This is a genomic window from Quadrisphaera sp. DVD1 (genome assembly GCF_058932755.1).
Map to the genome: position 1 here is coordinate 1 of NZ_JBZYWI010000084.1, position 12,711 is coordinate 12,711.

General features: G+C 76.3%; 12 protein-coding genes and 1 pseudogene. 3 read left to right on the top strand and 10 right to left on the bottom strand.

Annotated elements, in window-relative coordinates; genetic code table 11:
- The 3 genes and pseudogenes from AC5FZL_RS10665 to AC5FZL_RS10675 form a co-directional block, all read right to left on the bottom strand.
- Window positions 1–255 (bottom strand): annotated as a pseudogene (locus AC5FZL_RS10665) (hypothetical protein); the annotation flags it as partial.
- Window positions 239–766, bottom strand: coding sequence for a sigma-70 family RNA polymerase sigma factor (locus AC5FZL_RS10670; RefSeq protein WP_493618576.1), 528 nt, complete (start codon window positions 764–766; stop codon window positions 239–241). The gene AC5FZL_RS10670 and the pseudogene AC5FZL_RS10665, both read right to left, overlap by 17 nt.
- Before the next feature lie 187 nt (window positions 767–953).
- Window positions 954–2,099 (bottom strand): FAD-dependent oxidoreductase, encoded by a 1,146-nt coding sequence (locus AC5FZL_RS10675; protein WP_493618565.1) that lies wholly within the window; start codon window positions 2,097–2,099, stop codon window positions 954–956.
- 108 nt (window positions 2,100–2,207) lie between these two features.
- Between AC5FZL_RS10675 and AC5FZL_RS10680 the strand changes: the two genes are divergently transcribed.
- From AC5FZL_RS10680 to ybaK, 3 genes are read left to right on the top strand one after another with little or no spacing between them, the layout of a single operon-like run.
- A complete protein-coding gene (locus AC5FZL_RS10680; protein ID WP_493618566.1) occupies window positions 2,208–3,608 on the top strand; it encodes a serine hydrolase domain-containing protein in 1,401 nt (466 codons plus the stop codon).
- Window positions 3,598–4,266 (top strand): biliverdin-producing heme oxygenase, encoded by a 669-nt coding sequence (locus AC5FZL_RS10685; RefSeq protein WP_493618567.1) that lies wholly within the window; start codon window positions 3,598–3,600, stop codon window positions 4,264–4,266. Before AC5FZL_RS10680 ends, AC5FZL_RS10685 begins: the two co-directional genes overlap by 11 nt.
- A complete protein-coding gene (gene ybaK, locus AC5FZL_RS10690; protein ID WP_493618568.1) occupies window positions 4,263–4,760 on the top strand; it encodes a Cys-tRNA(Pro) deacylase in 498 nt (165 codons plus the stop codon). Before AC5FZL_RS10685 ends, ybaK begins: the two co-directional genes overlap by 4 nt.
- On the opposite strand, the gene AC5FZL_RS10695 is transcribed toward ybaK, so the two are convergent.
- The 7 genes from AC5FZL_RS10695 to lspA form a co-directional block, all read right to left on the bottom strand.
- Window positions 4,738–5,286, bottom strand: coding sequence for a hypothetical protein (locus AC5FZL_RS10695; RefSeq protein ID WP_493618569.1), 549 nt, complete (start codon window positions 5,284–5,286; stop codon window positions 4,738–4,740). The genes ybaK and AC5FZL_RS10695 overlap by 23 nt on opposite strands.
- A gap of 5 nt (window positions 5,287–5,291) precedes the next feature.
- On the bottom strand, window positions 5,292–8,831 hold the full coding sequence (gene dnaE / locus AC5FZL_RS10700; RefSeq protein WP_493618570.1) for a DNA polymerase III subunit alpha: 3,540 nt from the start codon (window positions 8,829–8,831) through the stop codon (window positions 5,292–5,294).
- A gap of 59 nt (window positions 8,832–8,890) precedes the next feature.
- Entirely contained in the window at window positions 8,891–9,478 is a 588-nt protein-coding gene (locus AC5FZL_RS10705; protein WP_493618571.1) for an RNA 2'-phosphotransferase, read from the bottom strand.
- Entirely contained in the window at window positions 9,475–10,131 is a 657-nt protein-coding gene (locus AC5FZL_RS10710; protein ID WP_493618572.1) for a class I SAM-dependent methyltransferase, read from the bottom strand. Before AC5FZL_RS10710 ends, AC5FZL_RS10705 begins: the two co-directional genes overlap by 4 nt.
- On the bottom strand, window positions 10,118–11,227 hold the full coding sequence (locus tag AC5FZL_RS10715) for an SDR family oxidoreductase (RefSeq protein WP_493618573.1): 1,110 nt from the start codon (window positions 11,225–11,227) through the stop codon (window positions 10,118–10,120). The genes AC5FZL_RS10710 and AC5FZL_RS10715 overlap by 14 nt, the downstream gene beginning before the upstream one ends.
- Window positions 11,228–11,262: 35 nt before the next feature.
- Complete coding sequence (locus tag AC5FZL_RS10720; RefSeq protein WP_493618574.1) at window positions 11,263–12,189, bottom strand: RluA family pseudouridine synthase; 927 nt, start codon at window positions 12,187–12,189, stop codon at window positions 11,263–11,265.
- Window positions 12,182–12,711: signal peptidase II (gene lspA, locus AC5FZL_RS10725; protein WP_493618575.1), on the bottom strand; the 530-nt coding region annotated here is incomplete at its 5' end. The genes AC5FZL_RS10720 and lspA, both read right to left, overlap by 8 nt.

Consider the following 12,711-nt stretch of genomic DNA (forward strand, 5'->3'; position numbering starts at 1 on the left):
AGCAGCGGCCGCCAGGCGCCGCCAGGCGGCGTCCACGTCCGCCGCTCCCTCCGCCGCCCCGTGCGCCGCCCCGTCCGCCGCGACGCGGGCGTCGTCGGCCGTCAGGACCGCGCCGACGAGGGCGGCGTCGCGGCGCACCGCGGCCAGCTCGTCCAGGCACTGCGGGCAGCCGGCGACGTGCTGCCGGTCGGCGTCCGCCACGCCGGCCGGCTCGTCGAGCAGCCGGCGCAGCACGCCGTCAGTGGGATGACGCATCGGGGGTCAGCTCCTCGCGCAGGGTGGACTCGGCGCGCCGCACGGTCGTGCCGACGCTCCCGGGGGACATGCCGAGCGTCGCGGCGACGTCGGCGTAGCTCAGGCCGCTGTGCCGCAGGACCAGGGCGACGGCCTGCTTGCGGGGCAGGCGCGCCAGCGCCGCGCGCACGCGGTCGCGCTCCTCGAGGGTGACCACCGCCTCGACGACGTCGGGGACGACGGCCTCCTCCGCGACGGCGGTCTCGCGGGAGGCGCGCCGGCGCCCCGAGCGGATGAGGTTCAGGGCGGTGTGGGCGGCGGCCACGGAGAGCCAGCCGCGGGCCTCGGCGGCCGGCACCGAGGAGCGGCCGAAGGACAGGAAGACGTCCTGGGCGACGTCCTCGGCCTGGTCCCGCGAGCCGAGCACGCGCGCGGCCACGCCGACGACCAGCCGGTAGTCGCGGCGGAAGACCTCCTCGAGGTCGGGGCGCACGGCGCCGCCGTCCGGCCCGGTCACCGCCACGCGCGTCATCCTGCCCTCCGCGACCCCCGCGGCCCCGGCCGCCGCTGCGGTCGTCGCTGCGGTCGTCGCTGCGGTCGTCACCAGGAGGGCGGTGGGCGCCGCTCGTCCGTGCTGAACCAGCTCCATGGTGTGTGAGCACCGCCGAGGCCGCGGATGTGACACCGCCGGGGCGGGACCGGGCGGGCGGGCCGGCTCCTCACCCGGACGGCGGGTCCGGGAACGACCGGTCGCCGAAGAGGACCCGGCGCGCCGCGGCCCTCCCGAGCGGCGTGCGCAGCAGCGGGAAGGCCGCCGCCGCGAGCGCGGGCGTGCGCACCTGCGCCAGTCCCCGGCGCAGCAGCAGCCGCCCCCGGAAGCGGGCCCGCAGCGCGGCGCCGTCGTAGCGGGCGAGGGCGTCCGGCCGCCCGGAGCGCAGGGCGTCGTCCAGGACGTCGGCGGCCAGCTCCGACAGCCGCAGGCACGGGTCGAGGCCGCCGGCGGTCAGCGGGGAGACGGCCCCGGCGGCGTCGCCGACGAGCAGCCCGTCGGGGCAGCCGATCCGGCGCAGCAGGCCGCCGACGGGGATCGGGCCGCCGCGCCGCTCCACCTCCTCGGGGCGGTCCGGGCCGTCCGCGCCCGGCAGCCCGGGGGCGCGGGCGCGGAACTCCTCCAGGGCCCGGCGCAGGCCCCGGGGGAAGCGGTCGGCGTACCCGGCCACGCCGACGTGGGCGTGCTGCCCGTCGTCGACGACCCACGCCAGGTAGCCCGGGGCCACCGAGGGGTCGAGGACGCAGTGGAACACCGGGGGCGCACCGCGGTCGGGGACGGCGAAGACCTCCTCGGCGCCGACCAGCAGGGAGGTGTTGCGGTCGAGGGCGAGGTCGCGGGCGACGCGCGAGCGGGCGCCGTCGGCGCCGACGACGAAGCGCGCCCGCACCCGGGTGGGTCCGTCGGGGCCGGCCAGGAGGGAGGTGCCCTCGCACCGGCCGGCGTAGCGGGCGCCCAGCACCACCCGCACGCCGGCGTCCGCGGCGGAGCGGGCCGCGGCCGCGTACAGCGGCGCCATGTCGCCGACCCGGTACTCGTCGCGCTCGCTCACGAGGGTGACCGGGCGGCGCAGCCCCGGGGGGTGGAGCACCACGCGGCGGATCGGCGGCCCGAGGTGCTCCGGCGGCAGGGGGAAGTCGTCGAGCGTCCGGCGCACGAAGATCCCGGTCGTGCGGATGGCCCCCGTGAGGCGGGGGCGCCGCTCGGCCAGCAGCACGTCGTGCCCGCGGCGGGCGAGCAGCGTGGCCGTGTGCAGGCCGGCGAGACCTGCCCCGACGACGAGCACGTCGGCGAGCGCGTCGGCGCTGGAGTCCATGGCCGTGGAGCACCGCGGGCGGCGCGGATGTGACACGGGTGCCCCCGCGGCCCGGCGCCCGGCGGGCGCCGAGCACGCCCGGCGCCCGGCGGTCGTAGGGTCGCGGCCGTGAGCGACGCGCCCTCCCCCACCCCGCTGGACCCGACCACCGCCCGCCTCCTCCTGGCCGACGCCGCGCGGGTGCAGCGCGACGGGCGCCTGCCGAGCCTGGTCGCGGGCCTGGTGCGCGGGGGCGGGCTGGCCTGGGCCACCGGCCGCGGGCTGGTGGACGGCGCGGCGCCGGACACCGACGTCCAGTACCGCCTCGGCTCGATCACCAAGACGGTCACCGCGGTCGCCGTGATGCGCCTGCGCGACGAGGGCCGCCTGCACCTGGACGACCCGCTCGAGCGCCACGTGCCGGGCACCCCCTTCGGTGACCGCACGGTCGGCCAGCTGCTCGCCCACGACGCCGGCCTGCGCGCCGAGAGCCCCGGAGAGTGGTGGGAGCGCACCCCCGGCGGGGGCTGGGCCGAGCTCGCGAGCCGGTTCACCGCCGCCTCGGAGGTGCCGCACGGCGCCGGGCGCCGCTTCCACTACTCCAACCTCGGCTTCGGCGCCCTCGGCGAGGTGGTCGCGCGGCTGCGGGGCCGCGCCTGGGCCGACGTCGTGCGCGAGGAGGTCCTGCTCCCCCTGGGCATGGCGCGCACGAGCCCGCGCCCGTCCGGGCGGGCCGCGCGGGGCTGGGCGGTGCACCCGTGGGCCGACGTCGTGCTGCCCGAGCCCGAGCACGACGCCGGGGCCATGGCGCCGGCCGGCCAGCTGTGGGCCACCCTGGGCGACCTCGGCCGGTTCGCCGCCTTCCTCCTCGGCGACACCGCCGGCGTGCTCGGCGCCGACACGCTCGCGGAGATGCGCGAGCCCGCGGCGGTCGACGCCTCCGGGCCCGGCTGGGCCGCCTACGGCCTGGGCCTGCAGGTCGTGCGGGTGGAGGGCGCCACGCTCGTCGGCCACGGCGGCTCGATGCCCGGCTTCCTCGCCGGGGTCTTCGTCGACGTCGAGCAGGGCACCGGCGCGGTCGTGCTCGCCAACGCCACGTCGGGCCTGGACGCCGGGATGACCACGCGGATGCTGGCGACCGTGCGCGAGCGGGAGCCGCGCGTGGTGGAGCCGTGGGCACCGGCGGCCGACGTCGACGCGGACGCGCTCGCGCTGGCCGGCACCTGGTACTGGGGCACCACCGGGTACGGCCTGCGCCTGCGCGCCGACGGGCTCCTGGACCTGCTGCCCCTGCGCGGGCGCGGGCGGGCCTCGCGCTTCCGCCGCCGCGACGACGGCACCTGGGTCGGCCTGGACGGCTACCACGCCGGCGAGCCCCTGCGGCCGGTGCTCGACGGCGGCGGGGGCGTGGTGGCGCTCGACCTGGGGACGTTCGTCTTCACCCGCACCCCCTACGACCCCGCGGCGCCCGTGCCCGGCGGCGTCGACGCGGGCGGCTGGGGCGCCGCGGGGTCCGGCGATGAGCGCTGAGCCCGAGGGCTTCGCCGCCCACCTGAGGCGCGCCACCCGCGCCGACCACGAGGCGGCCGAGGGCTCGGGGTTCGTCACCGCCCTGCTGGAGGGCCGGCTGCCGCGCGACGCCTACGCCGCGCTCCTGGCGCAGACCCACCTGGTCTACGCGGTGCTGGAGGAGGCGGCCGCGGCGCAGGCGGGGCACCCGGACGTGCGGCCGTTCCTCGACCCGGCCCTGGTCCGCCTGCCCTCGCTGGAGGCCGACCTCGCGCACCTGCTCGGGGCGTCCTGGCGCGAGGCGCTCGTCCCCCTGCCGGCGACGCAGCGGTACCGGGACCGGCTGCGGGAGGTGGCCTACGACTGGCCCGCCGGTCTCGTCGCGCACCACTACGTCCGCTACCTCGGGGACCTCTCCGGCGGGCAGGTCATCCGGCGCCTGGTCGGGCGCGCCTACGACCTCGAGCTGGACGGCGTCCGGTTCTACGTCTTCGAGGGCATCGCGCGCCCCAAGCCGTACAAGGACCGCTACCGGGCGGCGCTGGACGCCGTGCCGTGGGACGCCGCCGAGCGCGCCCGGGCCGCGGCGGAGGCCTCCCGCGCCTTCACCCTCAACGCCGACCTGTTCGCCGACCTGGGGGCCCGGTACGCGCCGGTCCCGGACGCGGCGCGGGCGTGAGCCGCGCGGCGGCCGGGGCGACCCCGGCGACCAGGGCGCTGGCCGCGGCCGGGGTGGCCCACACCGTGCACGCCTATGCGCACGACCCGGCCGTGGCCGCGGCCGCCGGGGGCTACGGCCTCGAGGCCGCCGCCGCGCTGGGCGTGGACCCGGCGCGGGTGCTCAAGACGCTGGTGGCGAGCGTGGACGGCGCCCTCGTCGTGGCCGTCGTCCCGGTCGAGCGCCGCCTCGACCTCAAGGCCCTGGCCGCCGCCGTCGGCGGCAAGCGGGCGGGGATGGCCGAGCCGGCCGCCGCCGAGCGGGCCACCGGCTACGTGGTGGGCGGGATCAGCCCGCTCGGGCAGCGGCGCCGCCTGCGCACCGTCGTCGACGCCGGCGCGCTCGAGCACCCCACCGTGCTCGTCAGCGCGGGGCGCCGGGGGCTGGACGTCGAGCTGGCCCCGGCCGACCTCGTCGCGCTCACCGGTGCGGTCACCGCGCCGGTGGCGGGCTGAGCTCCCCGCCCCACTCGGCGTCGTCGGGCGGGGCCGGGGGCCGCGAGGCCCAGGCCGAGGCGAGGTGCCCGGCCGTGGCGACCAGGGCTGCCACCACCGGCCAGACGAGCAGCACCGCCCAGGTGTGCACGGTCAGCGGGCTGACCGGCGGGCGGTCGGAGCCGGTGGCGGCCCGCGCGGCGAGCTGCTCGGCGACCGGCTCGGGCCCCAGCAGCACCCCCACGGCCCAGGCCACCAGCGAGCCGAGCACGCAGCCGGCGAGCACCGCGAGGCTGCGAGCGCTCGGCGAGGGGCCGCTGCGCACGACGGCCGCAAGCCCGCAGACCAGGCCGGCGCCCGCCCCCAGCAGCACGAGGACGCCGTCCTGGCCGGCGGCCAGCTCGGGCGCGGACGGCGCCACGAGGGTGCCGGTGGACAGCGCGCCCACCGGCGCCGTCGGCGCCAGCAGCCACCACGCGAGCCCGACCGGCAGGCCGAGGAGCGCCGGGAGCACGAGCGGCAGGGCGCGCCCCAGGCCGGGCAGCACGCGTCTCAGGCCAGGCAGCTCGGCCCCAGCAGCGCCTTGAGGTCGCCGAACAGCGACGGCGACGGCGTGACGCTGTGCCCCTCCAGGGTCATCGTCAGCTGCTTGTCGTGGGTGACCAGGCACAGCCGCACCTCGGTGCGGCCGCGGTGGTCCTCCAGCACGCTCTTGAGGCGCCCCACGGTCGGCGTCGTGCAGCGCTGCTCCGGCAGCACGATGACCACCGGGCCGTCGCTGCCCACGGACGTGTCGGGCAGGGTCAGCTCCTGGGCGTGCAGCGAGGGCACGTCGTCGCGCCGGCTGAGCCGCCCGCGCACCACCACGACGACGTCGGTGGCCAGCTGGTGGGCGACCGCCTCGTAGGTCTGGGGGAAGAAGAGCACCTCCACCGCGCCCTCGAGGTCCTCGACGGTGGCGATCGCCCACTGCTTGCCCTGCTTGGTCATCTTGCGCTGCAGGCCGGTGACGAGCCCCGCGATGGTGACGAAGCTGCCGTCCTGGCGGGAGTCGTCGGCGACCAGCGAGGCGATCGAGCAGTCCGCGGCGTCGGAGAGCACCCGCTCCAGGCCGAAGAGGGGGTGGTCGCTGACGTACAGGCCGAGCATCTCGCGCTCGCGGGCGAGGAGGTCGTGCTTGTCCCACTCGGGCAGGTCGCGCAGCTGGATCGACAGGTCGTGCTGCCCGCCGGCGCCGCCGTCGTCGCCCAGCCCGGCGAACAGGTCGTACTGGCCGCGGGCCTCCTCGCGCTTGATGCCGATCACCTGGTCGACGGCGCTCTCGTGCGCGTCGAGCAGCTGGCGGCGGGTGTGCCCGAGGGAGTCGAAGGCGCCGGCCTTGATGAGGGACTCGATGGTCCGCTTGTTGCAGACCACCGCGGGCACCTTGGACAGGAAGTCGGAGAAGGAGGTGAACTTCCCCTCCGCCTCGCGCGCGGCGACGATCGCCTCGACGACGTTCTCGCCGACGTTGCGCACCGCGGCCAGGCCGAAGCGGATGTCCGGCCCGACGGCGGCGTAGGTGCCGATCGAGGAGTTCACGTCGGGGGGCAGGACCGTGATCTTCATGCGGCGGCACTCGTTGAGGTAGAGCGCCGACTTGTCCTTGTCGTCGCGCACGCTCGTGAGCACGGCGGCCATGTACTCGGCCGGGTAGTGGGCCTTGAGGTAGGCGGTCCAGTACGAGACCACGCCGTACGCCGCGGAGTGGGCCTTGTTGAAGGCGTAGTCGGAGAACGGCAGCAGCACGTCCCACAGGGCCTTGACGGCCGCGGCGGAGAAGCCGCGCTCGGCCATGCCGCCGGAGAAGATCTCGTACTGCTTGTCCAGCTCGGACTTCTTCTTCTTGCCCATCGCGCGGCGCAGCAGGTCCGCCTGGCCCAGGGAGTAGCCGGCCACCTTCTGGGCGATGGCCATGACCTGCTCCTGGTACACGATCAGGCCGTACGTCGTGCCGAGGACGTCCCGCAGGGGCTCCTCGAGCTCGGGGTGGATCGGGGTCTCGGCCTGCTGCTTGTTCTTGCGCAGGGCGTAGTTGGTGTGCGAGCCGGCGCCCATCGGGCCCGGCCGGTACAGGGCGCCGACGGCGGAGATGTCCTCGAAGTTGTCGGGGCGCATGAGCCGCAGCAGCGAGCGCATCGGGCCGCCGTCGAACTGGAAGACGCCGAGGGTGTCGCCGCGCTGGAGCAGGGCGTAGGTCTCGGGGTCGTCGAGCTCGAGCTCCTCCAGCACGACGACGTCGCCGCGGTTGCGCTCGATGTTCTTGAGCGCGTCGTCCATGATCGTGAGGTTCCTCAGGCCGAGGAAGTCCATCTTGATCAGGCCCAGGGCCTCGCAGCTCGGGTAGTCGAACTGCGTGATCACCTGGCCGTCCTGCTCGCGGCGCATGATCGGGATGAGGTCGATCAGCGGCTCGCTCGACATGATCACGCCGGCGGCGTGCACGCCCCACTGGCGCTTGAGGCCCTCGAGCTGCTTGGCCGTGCCGACGACCTTCTGCACCTCGGCGTCGCCGTCGTGGAGCGTGCGGAACTCCGCGCCCTCGGCGTAGCGGGGGTGGTCCTTGTCGAAGATCTTCGACAGCGGGACGTCCTTGCCCATCACCGCGGCGGGCATCGCCTTGGTGATCCGGTCGCCCATGGCGAAGGGGTAGCCCAGCACGCGGGAGGCGTCCTTGACCGCCTGCTTGGCCTTGATCGTGCCGTAGGTGACGATCTGGGCGACGCGGTCCTCGCCGTACTTGTCGGTGACGTACTTGATCACCTCGCCGCGGCGGCGCTCGTCGAAGTCGACGTCGAAGTCGGGCATCGAGACGCGGTCGGGGTTGAGGAACCGCTCGAAGATCAGGCCGTGCCGCTGGGGGTCGAGGTCGGTGATCTCCAGCGCGTACGCGGCGATCGACCCCGCGCCCGAGCCTCGGCCCGGGCCCACGCGGATGCCGTTGCGCTTGGCCCAGCGGATGAAGTCGGCCACGACGAGGAAGTAGCCGGCGAAGCCCATCTGCGTGATGACGCCGGTCTCGAACTCGGCCTGCTTGCGCGAGGCGTCGGGCACGGCGCCCTTGAACCGCATCTGCAGGCCGCGCTCGACCTCCTTGACGAACCAGGAGGTCTCGCTCTCCCCCTCCGGCACCGGGAAGCGCGGCATGTAGGTGCCCATGCCCTCGGTGAAGTCGACCGAGCAGCGCTCGGCGATGGCCAGGGTGTTGTCGCAGGCCTCCGGAAGCTCCCGCCACTGCTCGCGCATCTCGGCCGGGGTCTTGAGGTAGAACTCGTCGGCGTCGAACTTGAACCGGTTGGGGTCGGCGAGGGTCGAGCCGGACTGCACGCACAGCAGCGCCGCGTGGCCCTCGGCGTGCTCGGGGCGCGTGTAGTGCAGGTCGTTGGTGGCGACCAGGGGCAGGCCCAGGTCCTTCGCCAGGCGGAGCAGGTCCTTCTGGACGCGGCGCTCGATGCCCAGCCCGTGGTCCATGAGCTCGGCGTAGTAGTTCTCGGCGCCGAAGATGTCGCGGAAGTCGGCCGCGGCCGCCCGGGCCTCGTCGTACTGGCCCAGGCGCAGGCGGGTCTGGACCTCGCCCGAGGGGCAGCCGGTGGTGGCGATGATGTCGCTGCCGTACAGCGACAGCAGCTCGCGGTCCATCCGGGGCTTGTAGAAGTGCCCCTCCAGGCTCGCCCGCGAGGCGAGGCGGAAGAGGTTGTGCATGCCCGAGGTGGTCTTCGCGAGCATCGTCATGTGCGTGTAGGCGCCGCCGCCGGAGACGTCGTCGCGCCCGGCGCTGGCGTCGCCCCACTTCACCCGGGTGCGGTCGAAGCGCGAGGTGCCGGGCGTGACGTAGGCCTCCACGCCGATCACCGGGTTGACCCCGTGCTTGCGGCCGGCCTTCCAGAACTCGTAGGCGCCGAAGACGAAGCCGTGGTCGGTGGTCGCCAGGGCGGGCATGCCCATCCGGGCGGCTTCCTCGAACAGCTCGTCGACCCGCGCCGCGCCGTCCAGCATCGAGTACTCGGTGTGGACGTGCAGGTGGGCGAACGAGTCGCTGGCGCCAGACGGCATGTGGGGTCCTCCTCCGCGTCGGCCCAGGGACGGCTCTCGAGCCCGACGGCGAGGGAAGTCTAGGTCCGGGTCCGGACAGCCGGCGGCGTGTCCGGCAGGCTCGGCGTGGGCGCTCCCCCGACTACCGCGAGGTGCTGCGGCGGGACGGCGTCGACGAGCCACACGCCGTTGGCCGAGCGGGTGAACGCCGCCCCCGAGGCCGCCAGCGCGGCGGCGTCCACGCGCAGGACGACGGCCGACCCCCGGCGCGCCCCCACCGCGCGCGCCGTGGCCTCGTCCGGGCTCAGGTGCACCGCGTGCCGGGAGCCGCGGCGCAGGCCCTCGCGCAGGATCGCCGGGACGCTGCGGGCCGGCGTCCCGTGGAAGAGCACCGGCGGGGGGTCCTGGGGGGCGTAGCCGAGGTCCACGGGCACGCTGTGGCCCTGGCTGGCCCGGATGCGGGTGCCGCTGGGGTCCAGGGCGAAGCGCCGCTTGGCGTCGCGGGCCACCTCGGCCTCGAGCTCCGCGCGGCTCAGCGGGCTCCCGTGCGCCGCGAGGGCGCGCAGGAGCTCGCCGACGTCCGCCCAGCCCGCCGCGTCCAGGGCGATGCCGACGCTGGCGGGGTCGTGGCGCAGCACGAACGACAGGCGCCGGCTGACCCGGCTCACGGCACGAGCCGCCAGACGGTGGTCCGCTTGGTGGCGGCGTCCTCCAGCTCGGCCACGACCGGCACCTCGTGCACCGCCACCGGCTCCAGCCCGGACGCCGGCAGGTAGGCCCGCCCGGGGTCGCCGACGAGCACGGACGCGCCGCGCCCGGCGGCCCGGCGGAGGAAGGGCAGCACCCGCTCGGCCATGGCCCGCTCGTAGAACACGTCGCCGGCGAGCACGACGTCCGCGCCCTCGCCGTCCCCCGCGAGGACGTCGCGCAGGACGGCGTCCACGGCCGCGCCGTTGGCCGCGGCGTTGAGGCCCGTCGCGGCCACGGCCAGCTCGTCGACCTCGGCGGCGGTCACCGGCGCGGCGCCGGCGAGCGCTGCGGCGACCGCCACGAGGCCCGAGCCCGACGCCAGGTCGAGGACGCTGCGCCCGGCCACCTCCTCGGGGTGGTCGAGCACGTGGCGCGCGAGCGCCTGGCCCCCCGCCCAGGGGAAGGCCCAGAACGGCGGCGCGGTGCCGGTGCGCCCGGTGACCCGCTCCACCTGCTCCCACAGGGGCACGACGCCCCCTCCCTGGCGCAGCACCACCTCGGGGACGAGGGGCACCGGAGCGGGCGCCGTGCAGGCCAGCACCAGCGCCCGCGCGGCGTCAGGCCCGAGCACCGGCGGGCGGGATGACGCGGTCGGCGCGCAGCCGCTCGAGCAGCTCGAGGTAGCGGTCCTCGCTGTCCACGCAGTCGGCGAACCCGGCCTGGCGCAGCTTGATCGTCGAGCTCACGTTGTCGTAGCCGGAGCTGAAGATGAAGTCGGCGAACTGCCAGCGCACGAGGTCCTGCCACGGGGTCGGGCGCAGGCCGTGGCGCTCGACGAGCCGGGTCCACAGCGGCTCCTTGTCCGACATCGCGTCGCCCAGCGGCGAGGTCAGCGGGTGCCCGACCTCGGTGCCGAAGGCCTCCGCCAGGGCCGGCCAGAGGTTGGCCCAGCGGTACTGGTCGCCGTTCGTGACGTTGAAGACCTGCCCGTCGGCCGCCGCGCTGGCGCCGGCCCAGGCCGTGGCGCGCGCCAGCAGCTCGGCGTCGGTGGACTGGTAGAGCGCCTCGTACGCGGCCCGCGTGCCGGGGAAGGCCAGCGGCGCCCCGACGGCGGCGCAGACGCTGCCGTAGACGGCGACCGCCATGAGCAGGTTCATCGGGTTGCCGGTGGCGTAGCCGATCACGGCCTCCGGGCGGAGCATCGTCACGGCGAAGCCGTCGGCGGCGCCGCACTCGCGCAGCAGGTCCTCCTGCGCGTAGTAGAAGTTCGGGGCGACCAGCCGCGGGTCGCTCTCCTTCGCGGGGGTCCTGAAGGCGCCCAGGTGCGCGCCGTAGGCCTTGCCGCCCTGGTAGAGGGTCACGTGCGAGAGCGGGCCGGCGCGCTGCGCGAGGTCGACCGCCGCGGCCAGCAGCGCCGTGTTCGGCGCCACGAGCGCCGCCGGGGGGCCGGACTCGACGTAGGCGGCGAAGACGAGGTGCGTGACGTCGTCCACGCCGTCCAGGGCGGAGGCGGCGTCCAGGTGCGGGTCGGCGAGGTCGACCGCGCGGTGCTCGACGCCCTCGGGCAGGTCGGCCGGCACCCGCCGGGACAGCCCGACCACGCGGTGGCCGAGGCGGGCGTGCTCGATCGCGACGGAGCGGCCGATGACGCCGCCGACGCCGGCGACGAGGACGGTGCCGACCCGGCGGTCGGTGGGCAGGGGGGCGGCGGGAGGCAGCGTGCTCATGCCGGTCCCCTACCCGCCCGCGCCGGCTCGACCGCTCAGGCGTCGGCCAGGCGCTCCAGGGCGCTCGCGAGGTCGGCCGGGTACGCGCTGGTGAAGCTCACCCACTGCCCGGTGCCCGGGTGGGTGAAGGCCAGGCCCACGGCGTGCAGCCACTGGCGCGCCAGGCCCAGGCGGGCGGCCAGCGTCGGGTCCGCGCCGTAGGTGAGGTCGCCGACGCAGGGGTGGCGGAGGGCGGAGAAGTGCACCCGGATCTGGTGGGTGCGCCCGGTCTCGAGGTGGACCTCGAGCAGGCTGGCGGCGGCGAAGGCCTCGAGCGTCGCGTAGTGGGTGATGCTCGGCTTGCCGGCCGAGGTGACCGCCCACTTGTAGTCGGCGGTGGGGTGGCGCCCGATCGGGGCGTCGACGGTGCCGGTCGACGGGTCGGGGTGGCCCTGCACCAGCGCGTGGTACGTCTTCTCCACCGTGCGGTCGCGGAAGGCCTGCTTGAGCACGGAGTACGCGTGCTCGCCCTTGGCCACGACCATGAGGCCGGAGGTGCCCACGTCGAGGCGGTGCACCACGCCCTGGCGCTCGGCGGCGCCGGAGGTGGCGATGCGGTAGCCCGCGGCGGCCAGGCCGCCGACCACCGTCGGCCCGCTCCATCCGGGGCTGGGGTGGGCGGCCACCCCGACGGGCTTGTCGACCACGACGAGGTCGTCGTCGTCGTGGACGATCCGCATGCCGGGCACCGGCTCGGCCACCACGGCCGGCGCGGCGCGCTCGTCCGGCAGCTCCACCTCGAGCCACGCGCCGGCGACCAGGCGCTCGGACTTGCCCACGACGACGCCGTCGAGCAGCACCCCGCCGGCGGCGGCCACCTCGGCCACGCGGGAGCGGGACAGGCCCAGGAGGCGGGAGAGGCCGGCGTCCAGGCGCTCGCCCTCGAGGCCGTCGGGGACGGGCAGCGAGCGGCGCTCAGGCACGGGGATCCCCCACGGGCGGTGTCAGGGCCGCGCCGCCCTCCGCGCCCGCCCCAGCACCGTCGTCGTCCCCGGTGCGGCGGCCGTCGACGTCGATGCCGCGCAGGGCGAGGACCGCGACGATCACGGCGGCCGTGCAGATCGCGGAGTCGGCGACGTTGAACACCGGCCAGTGGGGCAGCTCGAGGAAGTCGACCACGTGCCCGCGGGCGAACCCGGGCTGGCGGACGAGGCGGTCGGTGAGGTTCCCGGCGGCGCCGGCCAGGACGAGGCCGAGGGCGACCCCCCAGCCGAGGCTGCTGAGCCGGCGCGCGTACCGCACGACGGCGATCACCACGACCGTGGCGATGAGGGTGAAGACCCAGGTCATGCTCGTGGCGATGCCGAACGCCGCGCCGGGGTTGTAGACCAGCTGCAGGCGCAGCAGCGAGCCGAGGACCTCCACCGGGCGGGCCGGGTCGAGGTGGGCCACGGCGAGCGCCTTGGTCACCTGGTCGAGGGCGTAGACGGCGACCGCGGTCACGA

Coding starts and splice junctions, on each gene's coding strand:
- AC5FZL_RS10670 (WP_493618576.1), bottom strand. CDS start 766: ATGACGCGCGTGGCGGTGACCGGGCCGGACGGCGGCGCCGTGCGCCCC.
- AC5FZL_RS10675 (WP_493618565.1), bottom strand. CDS start 2,099: ATGGACTCCAGCGCCGACGCGCTCGCCGACGTGCTCGTCGTCGGGGCA.
- AC5FZL_RS10685 (WP_493618567.1), top strand. CDS start 3,598: ATGAGCGCTGAGCCCGAGGGCTTCGCCGCCCACCTGAGGCGCGCCACC.
- dnaE (WP_493618570.1), bottom strand. CDS start 8,831: ATGCCGTCTGGCGCCAGCGACTCGTTCGCCCACCTGCACGTCCACACC.
- AC5FZL_RS10715 (WP_493618573.1), bottom strand. CDS start 11,227: ATGAGCACGCTGCCTCCCGCCGCCCCCCTGCCCACCGACCGCCGGGTC.